The organism is Vibrio sp. AIC-3 (genome assembly GCF_013114515.1).
Classification (GTDB): domain Bacteria; phylum Pseudomonadota; class Gammaproteobacteria; order Enterobacterales; family Vibrionaceae; genus Vibrio; species Vibrio crassostreae_C.
Genome location: NZ_VTXG01000005.1, coordinates 58,206 through 79,962, shown reverse-complemented (window position 1 = coordinate 79,962; position 21,757 = coordinate 58,206). Strand labels below are relative to the sequence as shown.

Below are 21,757 nucleotides of genomic sequence, written 5' to 3'. Positions count from 1 at the left end.
TTTAAACACACTTCCAATAAGCAAAATAAAAGATGCCCAATCAACTGATTGGGCATCTTTGTATCAATTACTTAAGCTTAAAGACGTTCTTCTAGCCAAGTACGTACAGATTTAAGCGCTTCTGGCAGTGCTTCAACATCTGTACCGCCCGCTTGAGCCATATCAGGACGACCGCCGCCTTTACCGCCAACTTGCTCAGCAACCATCTTAACGAGATCACCCGCTTTTACTTTGCCGATTAGGTCTTTGGTTACACCAGCAATCAAGCCAACTTTACCGTCTGCTACGTTCGCGATCAGGATGATGCCGCTACCTACTTGGTTTTTAGCGTTATCAACCATAGTACGTAGGTTCTTGTTGTCTGCGTCTTCAATTGCAGCAACCAAAACTTTAGTACCAGAGATGTCTTCTACTTTGCCCATAATGTTTGCGCTTTCTGCAGCAGCCATCTTTTCTTTAAGCAGTTGAATTTCTTTCTCTAGCGATTTCGCTTTCTTAGCTGATTCAGCAAGTTTCTCTTCGTAAGCGTTAGCCTGAGCTTCGACCGCATCTAGAGCAGCTTCACCCGTTACCGCTTCAATACGACGAATACCCGCAGCAATACCACCTTCAGAAGTGATCTTGAATAGGCCGATATCACCCGTGTTGCTTGCGTGGATACCACCACAAAGTTCAGTAGAGAAATCGCCCATAGATAGAACGCGAACTTCATCATCGTACTTCTCGCCAAACAGTGCCATTGCACCTTTTTCTTTCGCTGACTCGATGTCCATGATGTTGGTTTCAATCACGTGGTTCTTACGAACTTGTGCGTTAACCAAACGCTCTACTTCTTTAATCTGTGCCGGTGTTACCGCTTCAAGGTTAGAGAAGTCAAAACGTAGGTTGTCTGGCTTAACTAAAGAACCTTTCTGAGCAACGTGCTCACCTAGCACTTCGCGCAGTGCAGAGTGAAGTAAGTGAGTTGCAGAGTGGTTTAGTGAGATAGCAGCACGACGCTCAGCGTCAACCGTTGCTTCTACTTTATCGCCCTTAGCAAATACACCTTCAACTAGCTCACCGTGGTGCGCAAATGCGTTACCTAGCTTCTGAGTATCTTGTACTTTGAAAAGGCCCGACGCTGTTTTTAGTGTACCAGCATCACCACATTGACCGCCTGACTCAGCGTAGAATGGTGTCTCTTCAAGGATGATGATTGCTTTGTCGCCAGCCGATAGTGAAGCAACCTCTTCGCCGTCAACGAATAGCGCAGAGATTTCACCAGCACCTTCAGTTGCTGTGTAACCACAGAACTCAGTGTTGGTGTCTACTTTGATTGTCGCGTTGTAATCCGTGCCGAATTGGCCTGCTTCACGTGCACGCTTACGCTGTGCTTCCATCGCTTTCTCAAAACCTTCTTCATCGATAGTAAAGTCGCGTTCACGAGCTACATCGTTAGTCAGGTCAGCTGGGAAGCCGTATGTATCGTAAAGTTTGAAAACTGTTTCGCCGTCAAGCTCTTTGCCTTCAAGTGCATCTAGTGCGTCATTAAGAATAACCATGCCGCGCTCTAGAGTACGACCAAAGTTCTCTTCTTCAATGCGAAGTACTTTTTCAACAAGCTCTTGCTGTTTCTTAAGTTCATCTGCCGCAGAGCCCATAACTTCAGCTAGTACACCCACAAGTTTGTGGAAGAACACGCCTTGTGCGCCAAGCTTGTTACCGTGACGAACTGCACGACGAATAATACGACGTAAAACGTAGCCACGACCTTCGTTTGAAGGCATAACACCGTCAGCAATTAGGAATGAACAAGAACGGATGTGGTCAGCAATAACGCGTAGCGATTGGTTAGATAGATCGTCATGACCAACAACTTCCGCAGTCGCTTTGATTAGCTTTTGGAATACATCAATTTCGTAGTTAGAGTGAACGCCCTGCATGATTGCAGAAATACGCTCAATACCCATACCTGTATCTACAGCAGGCTTAGGTAGCGGTTCCATTGTGCCGTCAGCGTGACGGTTGAACTGCATGAATACGTTGTTCCAGATCTCGATGAAACGGTCACCATCTTCTTCAGGTGTACCAGGACGGCCGCCCCAGATGTGCTCACCGTGATCGTAGAAGATTTCAGTACATGGACCACAAGGACCTGTGTCACCCATCGTCCAGAAGTTATCAGACTCGAACTGTTTACCGCCTTCTTTGTCGCCAATGCGAACGATACGGTCAGCAGGAACACCTACTTTCTTGTTCCAGATATCGAATGCTTCATCATCTGTCTCGTATACCGTTACCAGTAGACGATCTTTTGGCAGTTGAAGAGTTTCAGTCAGGAATTCCCAAGCAAATCCAATCGCTTCTTCTTTGAAGTAGTCGCCAAAGCTGAAGTTGCCTAGCATTTCGAAGAACGTGTGGTGACGAGCCGTGAAACCTACGTTTTCAAGGTCATTGTGTTTACCACCCGCACGTACACAACGCTGAGCCGTAGTTGCTCGAGTGTAGGCACGCTTTTCGGCGCCTAAGAAGCAATCTTTGAATTGGTTCATACCTGCGTTAGTGAATAGCAGGGTTGGATCGTTATGTGGAACTAACGATGAACTGTCTACGATTTGGTGTTCTTTGCTCTCAAAGAACTTAAGGAACGCGTTGCGAACCTCATCAGTGCTCATGTACATGCAGCTCTTCCTGAAAATAGTCGAGTTAGAATTTTGCCGTATTGTAGATCATGGTTAAGGCTTCGACTAGTTTTCTTGTAGAAAAGACACCCTTGGGCAGGATTTTAGTGGGAATTCGATAAAATGAAGAATATTCCACTATATCTTGCCGTGGAAAAGCAGAACTAAATTGACGACCTAGTACCGAAGAAACTCAGTCAACGAGAGAGATTTGACCAAAGACATGCTCGACGGAGCAGATCCAATAAAAAAGCCCCGCATAAAATATGCGAGGCTTTAAATTCTTTCAAAGCGGATGCTTCTTTCAAACATCCACTCTATAAAACGTGAGCTTATAGCTCTTCGTTTTCTTCTTCTTTCTCTACGTCTTTCTCTTCAAGAACAGCAGGAGTCAGTAGTAACTCACGAAGTTTAGTATCGATCTCTAGAGCAACTTCTGGGTTTTCACGTAGGTATTTACCAGCGTTAGCTTTACCTTGGCCGATCTTATCGCCTTTGTAGCTGTACCAAGCGCCTGCTTTTTCTACTAGCTTATTCTTAACACCTAAGTCGATAAGCTCACCTTCGCGGTTGAAGCCTTTACCGTAAAGGATTTGAGTCTCAGCTTGTTTGAATGGTGCAGCAATCTTGTTCTTAACGACCTTGATACGAGTTTCGTTACCAACAACTTCATCACCATCTTTAATCGCACCAGTACGGCGAATATCAAGACGAACAGATGCGTAGAACTTAAGTGCGTTACCACCTGTTGTTGTTTCGGGATTACCGAACATCACACCAATTTTCATACGAATTTGGTTAATGAAGATAGCCATACAGTTAGACTGCTTAAGGTTACCCGTCAGCTTACGCATTGCTTGAGAAAGCATACGAGCCTGAAGACCCATGTGGCTGTCGCCCATTTCGCCTTCGATTTCTGCTTTTGGTGTTAGGGCTGCTACTGAGTCAATAACAAGAACGTCGATTGCACCTGAACGAGCCAGTGCATCACAGATTTCCAGCGCTTGCTCACCAGTATCTGGTTGAGAAACAAGAAGTGCATCGATATCAACACCAAGCTTTTGAGCGTAGATAGGGTCTAGTGCGTGCTCCGCATCAACGAATGCACACGTCTTTCCCACTTTCTGTGCTGCAGCAATAAGCTCAAGCGTTAGCGTTGTTTTACCTGATGATTCTGGACCGTAAACTTCTACGATACGTCCCATCGGTAGGCCACCAGCACCTAGTGCGATATCTAGAGATAGAGAACCTGTAGAAATAGTTTCTACGTCCATTGTGCGGTTATCACCAAGACGCATGATAGAACCTTTACCAAATTGCTTTTCAATCTGACCAAGGGCTGCGGCTAACGCTTTTTGTTTATTCTCGTCCATTTCTATCTCCACATAATCGGTTGTCTCAACAAGCGATCTAGAATCTATTTCTAACCCACATAGGGGTGACTAATTGGCTTTCATTATACTGTTGATTCATACAGTGTCTATACCTGTATGAAAATAATTTGTACAAATGTTACTTACCTTCCATTGATAGGTAATCATAAATAACTTGCAGGGCATGGTGCGTGGCTTGTTGGCGTACTTGTGATCTGTCGCCTGTAAATACATGCGTTTCTACTTTATCCCAGCCATTTAGCGCTTTCCACGCGAAGCATACTGTACCAACAGGCTTATCTTCGGTCGCGCCACCTGGGCCAGCGATGCCACTGATTGATACAGAGATCGTCCCGTTTGAATGTTGCAATGCCCCGCTCGCCATTTCTATTACGACAGGCTCACTCACGGCGCCGAACTCCATTAAGGTTTTAAGCTGTACACCGATCATCTCTTGTTTGGCTTCATTGCTGTACGTAACAAAAGCGCGATCAAACCATCCAGAGCTGCCCGCAATATCGGTGACTGCACTCGCGACACCTCCGCCAGTGCAAGATTCAGCCGTCACTAACACGTGTTTGTGTTTAGCGAGTAAATGTCCAAGCTGCTCACTAAGGTCTTGAGTCATCTGCATCATCTGCTTCCCTTTATTTACTGTCATATCATTTGGATTCGCATCTTTTCGCATCAGCCGCTTTTCGCACGAAACGCTTTCACGTATCCTAAGCCGCAATAGAAATAAACGAAAGAAGTTAACTGTGAAAGCCGATCAAAAACATACTCCCATGATGCAGCAGTATCTAAAACTGAAAGCAGAAAACCCAGAAATTCTGCTGTTCTACCGCATGGGCGATTTCTACGAGCTTTTCTACGATGACGCTAAAAAAGCCTCTCAACTCCTCGATATTTCACTGACTAAGCGTGGCTCATCAAATGGTGAACCGATCCCGATGGCAGGTGTTCCATACCATGCGGTTGAAGGATACCTTGCAAAGTTAGTGCAACTTGGTGAGTCCGTAGCAATTTGTGAACAGATTGGTAATCCAGCACTTTCAAAAGGCCCTGTTGAGCGCGCAGTAGTGCGTATCGTGACACCGGGTACCGTAACCGACGAAGCCTTGCTTTCTGAACGCGTTGATAACCTAATTGCAGCCATTTATCACCACAACGGTAAATTCGGTTATGCGACACTTGATATTACCTCTGGCCGATTCCAACTTTGCGAGCCAGAAACAGAAGAAGCGATGGCCGCTGAGCTACAAAGAACCTCTCCGCGTGAGCTGCTGTTCCCTGAAGATTTCGAACCCGTCGATTTAATGGCAAGCCGTAATGGCAACCGCCGCCGCCCTGTATGGGAATTTGAATTAGACACCGCTAAGCAGCAATTGAATAAGCAGTTTGGTACTCGCGATCTGGTTGGCTTTGGCGTAGAAAGCGCGAAACTGGGTCTATGTGCGGCTGGTTGTTTGATCCAATACGTGAAAGATACCCAACGTACTGCCCTCCCTCATATCCGTTCACTCACGATGGATAAACAAGATCACTCGGTGATCCTTGATGCTGCAACTCGTCGTAATTTGGAGATCACGCAAAATCTTGGGGGTGGTACTGATAACACCCTTGCCGAAGTACTTGATCACACTGCGACAGCAATGGGTAGCCGTATGCTTAAGCGTTGGTTACATCAACCAATGCGCAATATCTCTGCACTTGATCAGCGCTTAGATGCAATTGGTGAAATGAAAGATTTGGCTCTATTCACAGAACTACAGCCAACCTTAAAACAGATTGGTGATATCGAACGTATTCTCGCTCGATTAGCACTTCGCTCTGCTCGCCCTCGCGATATGGCGCGTCTTCGCCAAGCAATGGAATATTTGCCAGAGCTTGCTGAAACACTGACGCAACTGAAGCACCCATACCTAACTCAACTTGCTCAATATGCTTCTCCTGTGGATGAGGTTTCTGAGCTGCTTGAACGTGCAATCAAAGAGAACCCACCGGTGGTTATCCGTGACGGTGGTGTGATTGCAGAAGGCTACAATGCCGAGTTAGACGAATGGCGCGACCTTGCAGCAGGCGCAACTGAATTTCTTGATAAGCTTGAGCAAGAAGAGCGTGAACGTCATGGCATCGACACGCTAAAAGTTGGCTACAACAACGTACATGGTTTCTTCATTCAAGTAAGCCGTGGGCAAAGCCATCTTGTGCCGCCACACTATGTTCGTCGTCAAACGCTGAAAAATGCTGAGCGTTACATCATTCCTGAGCTAAAAGAGCACGAAGACAAAGTACTTAACTCTAAGTCGAAAGCACTCGCTATCGAGAAACAGCTGTGGGAAGAGTTGTTTGACTTACTACTGCCGTATCTAGAGCGCCTACAAAATATCGCCTCTTCAGTATCTCAGCTTGATGTTCTACAGAACTTGGCTGAGCGTGCAGATACCCTTGATTACTGTCGTCCAACCGTGACAGAGTCTGCTGGCGTACAAATTCAGGCCGGTCGTCACCCTGTTGTTGAACAAGTGATGGACGAACCTTTCATTGCTAACCCTATCGACCTGAATGATCAACGTAAGATGCTGATCATCACGGGTCCCAACATGGGTGGTAAATCGACCTACATGCGCCAAACGGCACTCATCGCATTGATGGCTCATATCGGTTGTTATGTTCCTGCAGAAAGCGCAACCATCGGCTCTATCGACCGTATCTTTACGCGTATTGGCGCATCGGATGATCTGGCTTCTGGCCGTTCAACCTTCATGGTTGAGATGACAGAAACCGCAAATATCCTGCACAATGCAACACCAAACAGCCTTGTGCTAATGGATGAAATCGGTCGTGGTACCAGTACTTACGATGGCCTGTCTCTGGCTTGGGCAAGTGCAGAGTGGCTAGCCAATCAAATCAATGCGATGACACTGTTTGCAACGCACTACTTTGAGCTAACTGAACTACCTAACCAACTTCCAACTTTAGCAAACGTACACTTAGATGCGGTTGAGCATGGTGATAGCATTGCCTTTATGCACGCAGTTCAAGAAGGTGCTGCAAGTAAATCTTATGGTCTAGCGGTTGCAGGTTTAGCTGGCGTACCGAAAGCAGTGATCAAGAATGCTCGTGCGAAGCTGACTCAGTTAGAAGCGTTAAGTATGGAGTCGCCAACATCGAAGCCAAGCGGTGTCGATATCGCAAACCAACTGAGCCTGATCCCAGAACCGAGTGAAGTAGAGCAAGCGCTAGCGAATGTTGATCCTGATGATCTAACTCCTCGCCAAGCATTAGAAGAACTTTACCGCTTGAAGAAGCTGCTTTAGTTTCTTACCAAGTAGCTTGTTATGGCCGTACTGCTATTTTGATTAGACGGCATGAAATACCAAAGCCACAAACAAAAAAACGCTGACTTAAAGTCAGCGTTTTTATTTGTCTTCTATTTAGAGAAGCATCATCCGTTCAATTAGTCGTTTTCTACGTTGAACAGGTTTTCCATATTCAGACCTTGCTTGATAAGAATCTCACGTAGACGGCGAAGACCTTCAACTTGGATTTGACGAACACGTTCACGAGTCAGGCTGATTTCGCGGCCCACTTCTTCTAATGTTGACGGTTCATAACCCAGTAGTCCAAAGCGACGCGCAAGCACCTCTTTCTGCTTAGGATTCAGCTCATCAAGCCAGAAAATCAACGAGTTCTTGATATCGCTATCTTGAGTTGAAACCTCAGGATCTGAATTATTGATGTCTGGAATAATATCCAACAGCGCTTTCTCACCGTCACCACCAATTGGCGTATCAACAGAGCTCACTCTTTCGTTTAGACGAAGCATCTTGCTCACATCACCAACCGGCTTATCTAGCTTAGAAGCAATTTCTTCTGCCGTTGGTTCATGGTCAAGCTTTTGTGATAGCTCTCTTGCAGTACGTAGGTAGATGTTCAGCTCTTTCACAACATGGATTGGCAAACGGATAGTGCGAGTCTGATTCATTAACGCACGTTCAATGGTTTGACGAATCCACCATGTCGCGTAAGTTGAGAAGCGGAAGCCACGCTCTGGATCAAACTTCTCTACGGCGCGAATCAAACCTAGGTTACCTTCCTCGATTAGATCAAGAAGTGCTAGACCACGGTTGCTATAACGACGGGAAATTTTAACGACCAAACGCAGGTTACTTTCGATCATGCGTTTGCGTGCTGCTTCATCACCGCGTAGAGCTCGACGTGCATATAGCACCTCTTCTTCTGCGGTTAGTAGTGGTGAGAAACCGATTTCGCCTAGATACAGTTGCGTCGCATCTAAACTCTTGGAAGTAACTTCTGTTTCTTCTTTAACTTCGGCTTTCTTGGTAGCAGTTCGCTTCTCTTGTTCAAGTGTTTCCGATTCCGTGGTTACTTGGTCAAGATCGAACTCTTCTTTGATTACTGCATTGCTTATACTCATAACGCCTCCCCCTGGCGAAATTAGCATGACATTACAACTTCATATGTCGCTAAATGACTGTGTCACTCAATACAATACGTGATTAGTTGGTATTGTATTTAAGGTAAATATCGTTTTGGATTGACGGATTTACCTTGGTAACGAATCTCAAAGTGCAGCCTAACACTGCTGGCTCCCGAGCTTCCCATTGTTGCAATCTTCTGCCCTGGTTTCACACTTTGCCCTTCAGATACTAATAGTCGGTCGTTATGCGCGTATGCACTTAAGTAATTATCATTATGCTTCACAATCACTAGATTGCCGTAGCCTCGTAATGCATTACCCGAATAAACAACCGTTCCCCCTGCAGTAGATACTATTGGCTGACCTCGCTGTCCTGCTATGTCTATGCCTTTATTTCCTTGTTCGCCTACAGAGAAATTCTTAATTACTCTCCCTTTTGTTGGCCATAACCATTTGGATACTTTATCACTTGTTGGTTTGGTGGACGGTGTAACATTCTGTTTACCTTTAGACCCAACATACTCCTTTGATTTGGATTGTTCAACCTTCTTTGGTGGATCTTTTTTCGCCACTTTGGCTGTAGTTTGAGCTGGCGCAGGTTTAGAGTTTTTGCTCTGTTGCGAAGTAGCTTTAGGTTTACTTGCAGTCGACGCAGGGGCAGCAACTGCTGCTGCCGCAACCGTTGTCTTACCATACGCTGGTGCGTTATAGCTAGGACGCCACAACTTAAGCTTCTGCCCTGGGTGGATGGTATAAGGGGCTGCAAGTTTGTTATAGCTAATCAGATCTTGTACATCTTTATTGGTGACATACGCGATGAAATAAAGCGTATCGCCTTTTTTCACTTCGTAGTAACTGCCGCGATAGCTACCGCGATCAATCGATGAGTAGTTTTTACTTAGGCTTGAAACTGGCGCAGGCGAATTCGCTGCACACCCAACAAGTGCACAGCTAAGCAGTAAGGAGCTTCCTTTTAACAACTTCGAACGCATCGACTCTCTATCCACCTACACCATAAGTCTTTTATTAAGCTAGCTCACCAGGAACCAGAGGTACAAATCGCACCATCTCGATGACACTCGATAAAAACTCATCACCATGACGCACGATCTTCAATAACTGTTGTTCGTCATCACCAACCGGAATCAATAGACGACCGCCATCTTTCAGCTGTTGCAAAAGTGCTTGAGGAATAGACTCTGCAGCAGCGGTTACGATGATCGCATCAAAAGGACCTTTAGAGGACCAACCTTGCCAGCCATCACCATGTTTGGTTGAAATATTATAAAAATCGAGCTGCTTTAGCCGACGCTTAGCGTCCCATTGTAGCGACTTTATTCTTTCAACCGAATACACATGATCAACAAGTTGAGCCAATACCGCAGTTTGGTAACCAGAACCCGTTCCGATCTCCAAGACACGGCTATCTTGTTGTAATTCAAGTAGCTCTGTCATTTTAGCAACAATGTATGGCTGTGAGATTGTCTGACCCTGACCGATAGGCAGCGCATTATTATCATAGGCTTGGTGATACATCGCCTGTGATAAAAAGCTCTCTCTCGGCAGTTGGTAAATCGCATCAAGAACCTTTTGATCCTGAATACCATTTTCAATCAGGAAAGTAATTAAACGCTCAGCTTGCGGATTACTCACTTACTTCTCCCCTAACCATGTTGCCATCGCACCCAACGACTCATGCGCCGTCAGATCAACCTGCAACGGTGTTACCGACACAAAGCCATGCTCAATCGCGTAAAAATCGGTACCTTCACCGGCATCTTGCTCTTTACCCGGAGGGCCAAGCCAATAGATATCGTGACCACGCGGGTCTTTTTGCTTGATCATATCTTCAGCGTGATGACGAGCACCTAAGCGCGTCACCTGAGTACCAGACAATTGTTCTAAGGTTAAATCAGGAACGTTTACGTTCAACAAGCGGTTGGTCGGGATTGGGTTTGCTAAATGTTGTTCGACAATACGACGAGCAATCGCTGCCGCTGTCTTAAAATGTTTTTTTCCCACCAGAGAAAACGCTACCGATTGAACGCCTAGAAAATGCCCTTCCATTGCTGCAGCCACCGTGCCGGAATAAAGCACGTCATCACCCAGGTTAGCACCGTGATTAATGCCCGTTAATACCAGATCAGGCATGTCATTCTTTAGCAGTTCGTTTAACGCAAAATGCACACAGTCGGTCGGTGTTCCTTGTACCGAATAGGTATTTTCAGTAATCTCTTGAACACGCAGAGGCTGTTCTAAAGTTAATGAATTTGACGCACCCGAGCGATTACGGTCAGGGGCAACAATGATAACGTCAGCAAGATCACGTAGCTCATTTGCCAGCTCATGAATACCTTGAGCGTGCACACCATCATCATTGCTGAGTAAAATCTTCATCTTGTATCCTTTCTTTTGTTCCCATGCTAAGCCAAGTCACTTAAATTCCAATATCAAGTGACTCAGCTCCAAGCAGAATCGTTATTGCTCGTAGGTTCTCTCTACGTGTACTTCTTCAACCAACTCTCGAACGATAGCGGTTGCGAAACAACCTGCGTCTAGAGAGAACTTAAGAGTGACATTATCTTCGTTCACTTCCCAAGTTAAATCGGTTGGTTTTAACGATGCTTCACGACGGTCATGGCGCATGCGGTTACCGCGAATCAGCGCCATTAGGTCAGGTTCAGAATCAAGATGTTTTTGCTCTAACGCTTGAGACTCATCAATCGTTGGTAAGGCATTATCGCCAGCCAAAGCAACAGTTATCAAAGCAGAACCGTTCGCAATGTCTTGGTTTACAGCTTCAATGTTGTCTGCTGTTACTGCCAGTTGAGCGCCGTCTTTCATGACAATATCGCCAACCAATGCCGATGCAAACGCATCTTGCTCAATACGGTCCGACAGGATCAGGTTGTAAATCCACGAGCGAGCCGCAGAAAGGTACAAGCTGCGCTTATTCTGGTTACGAGTACGAACGTTATCACGGCCCCAACGACGAGCTTCAGATAAGTTGTTACCTTCATTACCAAAACGCTGAGCACCGAAGTAATTTGGCACACCGACTTGAGCGACTTTTTCCAAACGCTTGACCACATCATCGCAATCCGTTACTTCAGACAAGGTCAACTCAAATTGGTTACCAACTAAATCGCCTGGACGTAACTTTTTGTTGTGTCGCGCTGTCGCTAAGATTTCAATGCTTGGGTATTGTGCTAAGAACCCTGAAAAGTCAGGCTCACCTTTCGGTAGGTGAACGCTCAACCACTGCTCTGTCACAGCGTGGCGGTCTTTCAAACCCGCCCAGCTCACGTCTTTCGACTTAACACCGCAAGCTTTAGCCAGCTCGTTTGCTACGAAGCTCGTGTTTTCACCAGTTTTACGAATACGAACCATTAGGTGCTCGCCTTCACCAGCAAACTCAAAACCCAAGTCTTCATTAACGACAAAGTGTTCGGCTTTTGCTTTTAGTTTTGCTTTCGCAGTTGGTTTACCGTTTAGATAAGCCAATGAAGATAAAATATCTGACATGCTGTTCTTTTCGTGTTGGTGCTTACGCACTTTTAGTAATTAGGACCACCGCTTCACATGCGATGCCCTCTTTGCGACCTGTAAAACCTAAACGCTCAGTGGTCGTCGCTTTTACATTCACATTGCTAATGTTGGTTTCTAGGTCTTGAGCAATAGCTTGGCACATAGAGTCTATATGAGGCGCCATCTTTGGAGCTTGCGCCATGATAGTAATATCGGCATTACCAATCACGTAACCTTGTTCTTTTACTCGACGGTAAACATCTTTCAGTAGCTCACGGCTATCCGCACCTTTCCATTCGTCATCGGTATCAGGGAAATGACGACCAATATCACCCGCAGCAATCGCACCCAATAGAGCGTCACACAACGCATGAAGGGCAACATCACCGTCTGAGTGTGCAATAAGACCTTGCTCGTAAGGGATGCTTACACCACCAATAATTACCGGGCCTTCACCACCAAACTTATGTACATCAAAGCCATGGCCAATACGAATCATCATTATTCCTTATTCTGACTTAAATAGAACTCAGCAAGCGCTAAATCTTCAGGCTGAGTAATCTTAAAATTATCTGAACGCCCCGCCACTAAAGCGGGCGATAAACCTTTCCATTCAAAGGCTGAGGCTTCATCAGTAATTGAAGCGCCTTGTTGCAACGCCTCACTTAATGCCTTCCACAGAGGCTTTGCTCTGAACATTTGCGGCGTAAGTGCATGCCATAAATCGGCACGCTCAACGGTATGCTCGATCTGCCCTTGGGCACCGCGCTTCATCGTGTCACGAACTGGAGCCGCTAAAATAGCGCCCACATCATGGCTCATCGCGCCGGAAATTAGCTTGTCGATATCACTTAGCTGAACACACGGCCTTGCCGCATCGTGAACCATTACCCAATCACTAAGCTGCTGCTCAGCGATATAGTTTAGCGCAGAGAGTACAGAGTCCGCTCGCTCGCTTCCGCCTGACACTCTGATCACTTGCGGGTTCAGGTTGAGTGCTAGATCAGGGTAGTATGGGTCATCATCGCTGATCGCAACGACAATTTGAGCGACTTGTGGGTGAGACAGTAATTTCTCAATGGTGTGCTCTAAAATTGTTTTGCCGTGAATCTTGAGATATTGCTTAGGGCGGTCTGCCTTCATTCGGCTACCGACGCCCGCCGCAGGTACAACGGCAATCACGCTTTGAAGTTGAGTCGACATTAATGGGATTCCTCACCAATGATGCGATAAAACGTTTCACCTTCTTTGACCATTCCAAGTTCATGACGTGCGCGTTCTTCTATCGCGTCTAAGCCTTGGCGTAGATCGTCAATTTCAGCAAACATTTCTGCATTTCGAATATGCAGCTTTTCATTTACTTGCTGTTGAACTTGGATTTCGTTGTTCACACCGTAGTAATCAGAGATACCATTTTTACCGAGCCACAGTGTGTGTTGTAGCCAGCCAAACACTATGAGCAGTACTAAAGCAAAAATTCGCATAACACCTTTCGCCGGTTGAAAAAGAAGGAACTAGAATAAGGCACATATATACCATAATGAGCTTATTGGTGCGAGATATGTGGTGTCAGGGAATCAATAAGTCGGGGAGTCATTGTCAGGAAAACAATGAGATTCCCTACTCCTTCCTTCGTCAGTCTAGGGAATGACGAACTTTATATGTGACAAGGAGGAGCTTTAGAGCCTAGAGCTTCTTTCATTCAGTTTTCTACAGACAAAAAAATGCCCCGCATAAGCGAGGCATTCAAAAGTATTAGTGCATAATTCTAACTAGTTGGTGCTGTAGCAAGGCAACAAAGAAGATTCAGCTATGGAGCATAGTTTCCTATGTGACTTAGTGAATCTTCTGCAGTTAACGCAGCTACAGTGCCAAATAGGACGAATTATTGACCTTTAACTTCTTTAAGACCGTTGTAAGGAGCTTTAGAACCTAGAGCTTCTTCGATACGGATAAGTTGGTTGTACTTAGCAACACGGTCAGAACGGCTCATAGAACCAGTTTTGATTTGACCTGCAGCTGTACCTACCGCTAGATCAGCGATAGTTGCATCTTCAGTTTCGCCAGAACGGTGAGAGATTACTGCAGTGTAGCCAGCGTCTTTAGCCATCTTGATAGCAGCTAGAGTCTCTGTTAGAGAACCGATTTGGTTGAACTTGATAAGGATAGAGTTAGCTACGCCTTTCTCGATACCTTCAGCAAGAATCTTAGTGTTTGTAACGAACAGATCGTCACCAACGATTTGAAGTTTGTTGCCTAGAAGTTCAGTTTGGTGCTTGAAGCCATCCCAATCTGACTCGTCAAGACCGTCTTCAATAGAAACGATTGGGAAGTTGTTCGCTAGCTCAGCTAGGTAGTGGTTGAACTCTTCAGAAGTGAAAGTTTTACCTTCGCCCTTCATGTTGTAGATACCAGCTTCTTTGTCGAAGAACTCAGATGCTGCACAGTCCATAGCAAGAGTAACGTCTTTACCTAGTTCGTAACCAGCAGCTGCAACAGCTTCTGCGATAACTTCTAGAGCTTCAGCGTTAGACTTAAGGTTAGGAGCGAAACCACCTTCATCACCAACTGCAGTGCTGTAGCCTTTAGACTTAAGAACTTTAGCTAGGTTGTGGAATACTTCAGCGCCGATACGTAGACCTTCTTTAAGAGTTTTAGCGCCAACTGGTTGGATCATGAACTCTTGGATGTCAACGTTGTTATCTGCGTGCTCACCACCGTTGATGATGTTCATCATTGGTAGAGGCATAGAGAACTGACCAGCAGTACCGTTTAGCTCAGCGATGTGCTCGTATAGAGGCATGCCTTTCGCAGCAGCAGCAGCTTTTGCGTTAGCTAGAGATACAGCTAGGATAGCGTTCGCGCCGAACTTAGACTTGTTATCAGTACCGTCTAGGTCAAGCATGATTTGGTCAACGTCAGCTTGTGCTTTAGCGTCAGTACCAACTAGAGCTTCAGCGATTGGGCCGTTTACAGCTTCAATAGCTTTAAGAACACCTTTACCTAGGAAACGTGATTTGTCGCCGTCACGTAGCTCAAGAGCTTCGCGAGAACCAGTAGATGCGCCAGATGGAGCAGCAGCCATACCTACGAAACCGCCTTCTAGGTGTACTTCAGCTTCTACAGTTGGGTTACCACGTGAATCGATGATTTCACGACCTAGAACTTTAACGATCTTAGACATTGAATGTTTCCTTCTCGTTGAATATATAAATGTCAAATTTAAAGGTAGCAGCACAACTTACGCAGCTACCTGTATTCCTTTTTACTTCTCTAACTCGCCGCGCTGGAACTCACCAGCCGCTTTAACGAAACCTGCAAACAATGGGTGACCATCGCGAGGTGTTGAAGTGAACTCTGGGTGGAATTGAGCAGCAACGAACCATGGGTGGTTCGGGTTCTCAATAACTTCAACCAGTTTCTTGTCCGCAGATAGACCCGATACTTTTAGGCCCGCTTTTTCGATTTGTGGACGAAGATTGTTGTTCACTTCGTAACGGTGACGGTGACGTTCATGGATCGTCGCGCTACCGTATAATTCGTAAGCTTTCGTCCCTTTCGCTAGGTGACAAAGCTGTGAACCAAGACGCATTGTGCCGCCAAGGTCAGATGTTTCTGTACGCTCTTCAACTTTACCTTCGCCATCAGTCCACTCAGTGATAAGACCAACAACTGGGTACTTAGTTTCAGTACAGAATTCAGAAGAGTGTGCCCCTTCCATTTTCGCAACGTTACGAGCGTACTCGATAAGTGCTACTTGCATACCTAGACAGATACCTAAGTACGGTACTTTGTTTTCACGAGCGTATTGAGCAGCAAGAATCTTACCTTCAACACCACGGTCACCAAAGCCACCAGGAACTAGGATTGCATCTAGGCCTTCTAAAACTTCTACGCCACGAGACTCAACGTCTTGTGAATCTACGTATTTAATATTAACGCTTAGGCGATTTTTCAAGCCCGCGTGTTTTAGCGCTTCATTTACTGATTTGTATGCGTCTGGTAGTTCAATGTACTTACCAACCATACCAATCGTCACTTCACCCGTTGGGTTAGCTTCTTCGTAAATTACTTGTTCCCATTCAGACAGGTCTGCTTCTGGAGCTGTGATGCCGAAACGCTTACATACAAGTTCATCAGTACCTTGAGCTTTAATAAGCTGAGGGATCTTGTAGATAGAGTCAACATCGCGCATAGAAATAACTGCATTTTCTTGCACATTACAGAACAGAGCAATTTTCTTACGCTCGTTCGAAGGAATGTTGCGGTCTGAACGACAAACTAGGATGTCTGGCTGAATACCAATAGACAGTAGCTCTTTTACAGAGTGTTGCGTTGGCTTAGTTTTCACTTCGCCCGCAGCTGCTAGGTATGGCACTAGAGTAAGGTGCATGAACATTGCGCGTTCACGGCCTAGTTCTACTGCTAGCTGACGAATCGCTTCCATGAATGGTAGAGATTCGATATCACCAACCGTACCACCAACTTCAACGATCGCAATATCGTGGCCAGCTGCGCCAGAAATTACACGCTCTTTGATAGAGTTAGTGATGTGTGGGATAACCTGAATAGTTGCACCTAGGTAATCACCGCGACGCTCTTTAGCGAGTACGTCTGAGTAAACACGACCTGCAGTGAAGTTGTTACGCTTAGTCATCTTGGTGCGAATGAATCGCTCATAGTGACCAAGGTCAAGGTCTGTTTCAGCGCCATCTTCCGTAACGAACACTTCACCGTGCTGAGTCGGGCTCATAGTGCCTGGATCAACGTTGATGTAAGGGTCAAGCTTCATCATAGTCACTTTAAGACCACGAGCTTCTAAAATAGCCGCAAGAGATGCTGCAGCAATACCTTTACCTAGAGAGGATACAACCCCGCCAGTAACAAAAATGTAATTTGTCGTCATGTTTAACCTGAAATTGGTTGAATGAGGGAAATGGACTACTTCTGGACGGGATGAAAATATACCAGAAGCCCCTTATCGCCACAACGTGAAATCTATCACACTGCTATTTTTTATTTTTTGCTTCAAATCAATTCATGATAAAAGCTTTGGTTATCTTTTCTCCGCCACTTTGACTTCACCCCACATGGAATCAAGCTGTTGTAGTGAAAAATCGGTCAAATTTTTACCTTGCTGACGAACTTTTTGTTCCACCCCTTTAAAGCGACGCGAAAACTTGAGATTGGCTTTATTGAGTGCCGATTCTGGGTTTTTACCTAAATGTCGTACCAAGTTAACGGTCGCGAACAGTAAATCCCCCAGCTCTTCTTCAACCAATTCTTCGTTTGGCGTCACTTGAAGTGCTTCTTCTAGCACCTCGTCCACTTCCTCTAATACCTTATTGGCGACTGGGCCAATTGAGTCCCAATCAAAGCCATATTTCGCGACCTGCTTTTGAATTTTTGTAGCACGCGAAAGTACAGGTAGAGAGTTTGGTATTGAGTCTAGAATACTTTCTTGAGTTTTGCCTGCTTGTGCTTTTTCTTTGGCTTTTTCCGCTTCCCAATTGGCATTGATTTCTTCATCACTGGCAAACTCAGTATCAGAAAACACATGCGGATGGCGGCGCGTTAGCTTCTCATTGATGCCATCGACCACATCAGAGAACTCAAACAGCCCTTGCTCTTTGGCGAGCTGGCTGTAGAAAATCACCTGAAATAGCAGATCACCCAGTTCTTCTTGTAGGTTCGGCCAATCTTTGTTGTGAATCGCGTCCACCACCTCGTAGGTTTCTTCGATAGTATGCGGCACAATTGTTTCAAAATTTTGTTTCAAATCCCAAGGACAGCCACCTTCTGGATCGCGCAGCTTAGTCATAATCTGTTCAAGTTGTTCAATCGGGTGATTCATCGTTTTCTTCCTATTCACTGTCTTTGATTTTTAAATTTATAACGTCTTCTAAAACTAAAAAAGGCGAGCAGCCAAAACCACTCACCTTTCTATTCTTTCCGTCATCCCCAAGAGCGAAGAATGAGCGAGTTGGGGATCTCAAATCGCTTTACGAGATTCCCTATCACGTTCGTCCCTCACTGTAGGGAATGACGTGGATAGTATTTTGGCCTACCCCAACCTTTTGACAGACATAACATCTTTGATTTGTTCTACTCGGCTGGTAACGCGACTCAGAATTTCAATATTGGTCACTTCCAAATCGAAATCCATTACCGATAGCTGACGCTTGTAGTCGATGCGGCTCTTCATTGTGGTCACGCTGATCTTTTCATTCGAGAACAGTGAGGTGATGTCTTTCAACAAGCCATTACGTTCTAGCGCTTCAACACGCAGCGTTAGGATGTATGAACCGACAAAGCCATTACCCCAAACGGTATCAATGATACGTTCTGGCGCATGCACGCTTAGCTCGCCTAGCTGTTCACAGTCAGCGCGGTGCACTGAGATACCACGACCTTGAGTGATGTAACCTTTAATCACATCACCTGGGATTGGCTGACAGCAACGCGCTAGGTGCGTCATTAGGTTATCAACGCCCTCAACCACTACCGCATCTTTCTTCGGACGACTCTGTTGTGCCGGCTTGTTTTCCGACTCAAGCAGTTTCTCTAGCGCTTTCTTGTCTTCTTCTTCCGCCGTTGGCTTATTCACTAGCGCATTGATGTGATTAACCACTTGGTTAATACGCAAGTCGCCACTACCAATACCTGCATAGAGTTCGTCTGGCGTATTCACGTTAAAGCGTTTTAGTGCGTATTGATCAGCATCTTTTAGGGTTGCGCCTACTTTCGCTAGCTCAACTTCCAGGATATCACGACCCGCTTCTAGGTTTTTCTCACGGCTTTGTGCGCGGAACCAAGCGTTGATTTTCGCTCGAGCTCGACCAGAATGAACAAAACCTGTGGTTGGATTTAACCAGTCACGAGATGGGTTCGGCTCTTTCTGCGTGATGATCTCAACTTGATCGCCCATCGATAGTTTATGAGTGAACGGTACGATACGCCCCGCTACTTTGGCACCGATACAGCGGTGTCCGACCATCGAGTGGATGTGGTAGGCGAAATCCAACGGGGTTGCGCCCATTGGTAAGTCGACCACGTCACCACGTGGAGTAAATGCGTATACACGGTCATCGAAGACTTGGCTACGTACCTCATCCAGCATCTCGCCAGAGTCCGACATCTCTTCTTGCCAGTCGATAAGTTTACGCAACCAAGTGATTTTCTCATCGTAGCCACTACGGCCGCTTGAAGCTCCTTCTTTGTACTTCCAGTGCGCCGCCACACCAAGCTCAGAGTCTTCGTGCATTTGCTTAGTACGGATCTGAATCTCAATGGTCTTGCCTTCAGGGCCAAGTACTACGGTATGAATCGACTGGTAACCATTTGGCTTAGGGTTCGCCACATAGTCATCAAATTCGCTCGGGAGGTGCTTGTATTTAGTGTGTACCACCCCAAGGCCGGCGTAACAGTCTTGCAGCTGGTCAGCGATAATACGTACTGCTCGTACGTCAAAAAGCTCATCGAAGGCTAAGCCTTTCTTCTGCATTTTGCGCCAGATACTGTAGATGTGTTTTGGTCGGCCACTCACTTCAGCATTGATGTTTGAACGCTGCATTTCTGCGGTTAAATCATCAACGAAATCTGTGATGTATTGTTCACGAACGATACGACGCTCAGACAGCTGTTTTGCAATCTGCTTGTAGGTATCTGGTTGTTGGTAGCGGAATGCGTAATCTTCGATTTCCCACTTAAGTTGGCCGATACCTAAACGGTTTGCCAGTGGGGCATAGATGTTAGAACACTCTTTTGCGGCCGCGCGACGCACAGCATCAGGCGCTTTTTTTACCTCGATAAGGTTACAGATTCGTTCAGCGAGTTTGATGACTACGCAGCGGAAATCATCGACCATCGCCAGTAGCATACGGCGAACGTTATCAACTTGACCCGAGGCAGCACTGCCTTCAAGGGTCACGTTTAGCTGGCCCAAGGCCGCCATTTCTTCAACGCCGTCAATCAGCTTAACGATTTCTTTGCCGTAGCTTTCTTCGAAGGCTTCGCGTTCAAAAACGCCACTTGATACCACTGGGAAGAGTTGTGCTGCGACTAATGTTGCACGATCCATCGACAGCGTGACCAAGATTTCAATCATCTCGCGTCCACGCCATAGCAAGAGTGATGCTTGCTCATGATCTTTTAATAGCTCTTCACAGTGACGATAAACTTTGTTCAGTTTATTCGAGGTTTTTGCGTCTTGCTTTAATGACGCAATCCAACTTTCTAGCTCAAACTGTTCGCTTGGGTTTAAATGTGCGCTTCGTACCGCAACCATCGTGCCTTCCTAGTTATTCTGTTTTATACCCAATTCAATATGACTAACTGGTTCCAAGTTAGTTCGACCATATTGATATCAGCGCAGGTGTCCCTGCGCCTTTGTCATTCATTTTTAAGCCTTATTTACGGGCCTTTAAGCCTTGATAAAGAGAGCCATCGATTCTAAATGGCTAGTGTGTGGGAACATATCCAACATACCAAGTTTGGCTAATTGGTAGCCTTGCTTTTCTAAGCTCTCTGAATCTCTAGCTAGAGTAGCAGGATTACACGAAACATAAACCACACGCTTCGCTCCTAACGCTGAAATTTGATCAACAACACCACTCGCTCCAGCACGAGCTGGGTCAAGTAAGATTTTATCAAATTTCTCTTTTGCCCAAGGCTGTGAAGATAAGTCTTCTTCAAGGTTAGCTTGGTAAAATTCCGTATTGCTTAACTGGTTTAACGCTGCATTAGATGTGGCTTGCTGAACCATTTCATCAACGCCTTCTACGCCAACCACAAACGCCGATTGTTGCGCGATAGGCAAACTGAAATTCCCTAAGCCGCAAAACAGGTCGAGCACTCGCTCATCCGCTTGAGGTTCTAGCCACTCAATCGCTTGAGCCACCATCTGCTGATTCACTTTCTGGTTTACTTGGATAAAGTGGTTTGGCTCAAACGGTAACGTCACGCCAGTTTCGCTGTAGCTAGGCGCATCACCAACCAGACGGACCAACTTATCGGTTTCAGGCATCGAGTACAGCGTAGCGCCTTCTTCTTTTGCTAACGCAATCAGCGCTTGCTCATCTTTTTCAACCAAAGGCTTAAGGTGACGTAGAACCATAACAGGGCCAGTATCGCCCAACACCAATTCAACGTGTCCTAAAGACGTAAGGCTGTTGAAAGTGTTCAGTAAATTTTTCAGTTTTGGCAGCAACACATTAAGGCGAGGATCAAGCACGGCACAGTCGGTGATGTTTTCAATCTGCTTACTCTGCTTCTTACGGAAACCGAATTGAAGCTGTTGTGTCTTCTTATCAACAAATAGGCTGATACGTGCGCGACGTCGATAACCGGTTTCATCACCGACAATAGGTTGTGCAACTTCAGTGTTCGCCGTTTGGTATTGGCTCATCAGGTGCGTCAGAGATTGCGATTTATGCTCAACCTGAGAAGAGTAACCTAGGTGTTGAAGGTGACAGCCACCACACTGATTAAAGTGCTTACAAAACGGCTTTAAACGCTGCTCGCTCGGCTTCAATAACTTGATGAGTTTAGCTCGCGAAAACTTACTTTTGCTCTCAGTAAGTTGAATAACCACCTGCTCACCGGGCAATGCGCCATCAATGAAAACCGGTTTATTCTTTTGATAAGCGATGCCAGCGCCATTGTGATCCATTCGTTCAACCAAAACCGATTGATGCTTGGTCTCGAGTTGAGTTTTCTTTTTTGGTTGGAAAAAACGTGCCATTGCTTGTGCC

General features: G+C 45.8%; 17 protein-coding genes. 1 reads left to right on the top strand and 16 read right to left on the bottom strand.

The features are described 5' to 3' along the window. Positions 1-77: 77 nt before the first annotated feature. The 3 genes from alaS to pncC all read right to left on the bottom strand — a co-directional run bounded on the left by alaS (position 78) and on the right by pncC (position 4,667). On the bottom strand, positions 78-2,660 hold the full coding sequence (gene alaS, locus F0229_RS05585) for an alanine--tRNA ligase (RefSeq protein WP_171732429.1): 2,583 nt from the start codon (positions 2,658-2,660) through the stop codon (positions 78-80). A gap of 332 nt (positions 2,661-2,992) precedes the next feature. Beyond that, positions 2,993-4,033, bottom strand: a complete 1,041-nt coding sequence (gene recA / locus F0229_RS05580; RefSeq protein ID WP_017056586.1) for a recombinase RecA — start codon at positions 4,031-4,033, stop codon at positions 2,993-2,995. Positions 4,034-4,172: 139 nt separating this feature from the next. After that, a complete protein-coding gene (pncC, locus tag F0229_RS05575; protein WP_029235458.1) occupies positions 4,173-4,667 on the bottom strand; it encodes a nicotinamide-nucleotide amidase in 495 nt (164 codons plus the stop codon). A 124-nt stretch (positions 4,668-4,791) separates the two neighbouring features. On the opposite strand from pncC, the gene mutS reads away from it, so the two are divergent. Continuing rightward, positions 4,792-7,353, top strand: a complete 2,562-nt coding sequence (gene mutS / locus F0229_RS05570; RefSeq protein ID WP_171732428.1) for a DNA mismatch repair protein MutS — start codon at positions 4,792-4,794, stop codon at positions 7,351-7,353. A 140-nt stretch (positions 7,354-7,493) separates the two neighbouring features. On the opposite strand, the gene rpoS is transcribed toward mutS, so the two are convergent. The 13 genes from rpoS to rlmD all read right to left on the bottom strand — a co-directional run bounded on the left by rpoS (position 7,494) and on the right by rlmD (position 21,747). Beyond that, positions 7,494-8,474, bottom strand: coding sequence for an RNA polymerase sigma factor RpoS (rpoS, locus tag F0229_RS05565; protein ID WP_171732427.1), 981 nt, complete (start codon positions 8,472-8,474; stop codon positions 7,494-7,496). 98 nt (positions 8,475-8,572) lie between these two features. Beyond that, positions 8,573-9,469 carry a murein hydrolase activator NlpD gene (nlpD, locus tag F0229_RS05560; protein ID WP_171732426.1) on the bottom strand — a complete coding sequence of 299 codons (897 nt, stop codon included), beginning with the start codon at positions 9,467-9,469 and terminating at the stop codon, positions 8,573-8,575. Between the two features lie 34 nt (positions 9,470-9,503). Next, positions 9,504-10,130, bottom strand: coding sequence for a protein-L-isoaspartate(D-aspartate) O-methyltransferase (locus F0229_RS05555; protein ID WP_171732425.1), 627 nt, complete (start codon positions 10,128-10,130; stop codon positions 9,504-9,506). Continuing rightward, positions 10,131-10,874, bottom strand: a complete 744-nt coding sequence (gene surE / locus F0229_RS05550; RefSeq protein WP_171732424.1) for a 5'/3'-nucleotidase SurE — start codon at positions 10,872-10,874, stop codon at positions 10,131-10,133. Between the two features lie 81 nt (positions 10,875-10,955). After that, a complete protein-coding gene (gene truD / locus F0229_RS05545; protein ID WP_171732423.1) occupies positions 10,956-12,002 on the bottom strand; it encodes a tRNA pseudouridine(13) synthase TruD in 1,047 nt (348 codons plus the stop codon). A 22-nt stretch (positions 12,003-12,024) separates the two neighbouring features. Continuing rightward, entirely contained in the window at positions 12,025-12,504 is a 480-nt protein-coding gene (ispF, locus tag F0229_RS05540) for a 2-C-methyl-D-erythritol 2,4-cyclodiphosphate synthase (protein WP_171732422.1), read from the bottom strand. Between the two features lie 2 nt (positions 12,505-12,506). Then, positions 12,507-13,208 carry a 2-C-methyl-D-erythritol 4-phosphate cytidylyltransferase gene (ispD, locus tag F0229_RS05535; protein ID WP_017067355.1) on the bottom strand — a complete coding sequence of 234 codons (702 nt, stop codon included), beginning with the start codon at positions 13,206-13,208 and terminating at the stop codon, positions 12,507-12,509. Next, positions 13,208-13,489: a cell division protein FtsB gene (gene ftsB, locus F0229_RS05530; protein WP_010435786.1), complete on the bottom strand. Its 282-nt coding sequence runs from the start codon at positions 13,487-13,489 to the stop codon at positions 13,208-13,210. The genes ispD and ftsB overlap by 1 nt, the downstream gene beginning before the upstream one ends. 401 nt (positions 13,490-13,890) lie before the next feature. Next, positions 13,891-15,189 (bottom strand): phosphopyruvate hydratase, encoded by a 1,299-nt coding sequence (eno, locus tag F0229_RS05525; RefSeq protein ID WP_017063215.1) that lies wholly within the window; start codon positions 15,187-15,189, stop codon positions 13,891-13,893. Between the two features lie 81 nt (positions 15,190-15,270). Continuing rightward, the gene (locus tag F0229_RS05520; protein WP_017063214.1) at positions 15,271-16,911 is read right to left on the bottom strand and encodes a CTP synthase; all 1,641 of its coding nucleotides are present in this window, start codon (positions 16,909-16,911) and stop codon (positions 15,271-15,273) included. A 150-nt stretch (positions 16,912-17,061) separates the two neighbouring features. Beyond that, positions 17,062-17,859 (bottom strand): nucleoside triphosphate pyrophosphohydrolase, encoded by a 798-nt coding sequence (gene mazG / locus F0229_RS05515; RefSeq protein WP_171732421.1) that lies wholly within the window; start codon positions 17,857-17,859, stop codon positions 17,062-17,064. A 210-nt stretch (positions 17,860-18,069) separates the two neighbouring features. Continuing rightward, positions 18,070-20,292 carry a GTP diphosphokinase gene (relA, locus tag F0229_RS05510; protein ID WP_017063212.1) on the bottom strand — a complete coding sequence of 741 codons (2,223 nt, stop codon included), beginning with the start codon at positions 20,290-20,292 and terminating at the stop codon, positions 18,070-18,072. A gap of 135 nt (positions 20,293-20,427) precedes the next feature. Next, a complete protein-coding gene (rlmD, locus tag F0229_RS05505; RefSeq protein WP_017059037.1) occupies positions 20,428-21,747 on the bottom strand; it encodes a 23S rRNA (uracil(1939)-C(5))-methyltransferase RlmD in 1,320 nt (439 codons plus the stop codon). Positions 21,748-21,757 lie beyond the last annotated feature (10 nt).

Coding starts and splice junctions, on each gene's coding strand:
- alaS (WP_171732429.1), bottom strand. CDS start 2,660: ATGTACATGAGCACTGATGAGGTTCGCAACGCGTTCCTTAAGTTCTTT.
- recA (WP_017056586.1), bottom strand. CDS start 4,033: ATGGACGAGAATAAACAAAAAGCGTTAGCCGCAGCCCTTGGTCAGATT.
- pncC (WP_029235458.1), bottom strand. CDS start 4,667: ATGCAGATGACTCAAGACCTTAGTGAGCAGCTTGGACATTTACTCGCT.
- rpoS (WP_171732427.1), bottom strand. CDS start 8,474: ATGAGTATAAGCAATGCAGTAATCAAAGAAGAGTTCGATCTTGACCAA.
- nlpD (WP_171732426.1), bottom strand. CDS start 9,469: ATGCGTTCGAAGTTGTTAAAAGGAAGCTCCTTACTGCTTAGCTGTGCA.
- surE (WP_171732424.1), bottom strand. CDS start 10,874: ATGAAGATTTTACTCAGCAATGATGATGGTGTGCACGCTCAAGGTATT.
- truD (WP_171732423.1), bottom strand. CDS start 12,002: ATGTCAGATATTTTATCTTCATTGGCTTATCTAAACGGTAAACCAACT.
- ispF (WP_171732422.1), bottom strand. CDS start 12,504: ATGATTCGTATTGGCCATGGCTTTGATGTACATAAGTTTGGTGGTGAA.
- ispD (WP_017067355.1), bottom strand. CDS start 13,208: ATGTCGACTCAACTTCAAAGCGTGATTGCCGTTGTACCTGCGGCGGGC.
- ftsB (WP_010435786.1), bottom strand. CDS start 13,489: ATGCGAATTTTTGCTTTAGTACTGCTCATAGTGTTTGGCTGGCTACAA.
- eno (WP_017063215.1), bottom strand. CDS start 15,189: ATGTCTAAGATCGTTAAAGTTCTAGGTCGTGAAATCATCGATTCACGT.
- F0229_RS05520 (WP_017063214.1), bottom strand. CDS start 16,911: ATGACGACAAATTACATTTTTGTTACTGGCGGGGTTGTATCCTCTCTA.
- mazG (WP_171732421.1), bottom strand. CDS start 17,859: ATGAATCACCCGATTGAACAACTTGAACAGATTATGACTAAGCTGCGC.
- relA (WP_017063212.1), bottom strand. CDS start 20,292: ATGGTTGCGGTACGAAGCGCACATTTAAACCCAAGCGAACAGTTTGAG.
- rlmD (WP_017059037.1), bottom strand. CDS start 21,747: ATGGCACGTTTTTTCCAACCAAAAAAGAAAACTCAACTCGAGACCAAG.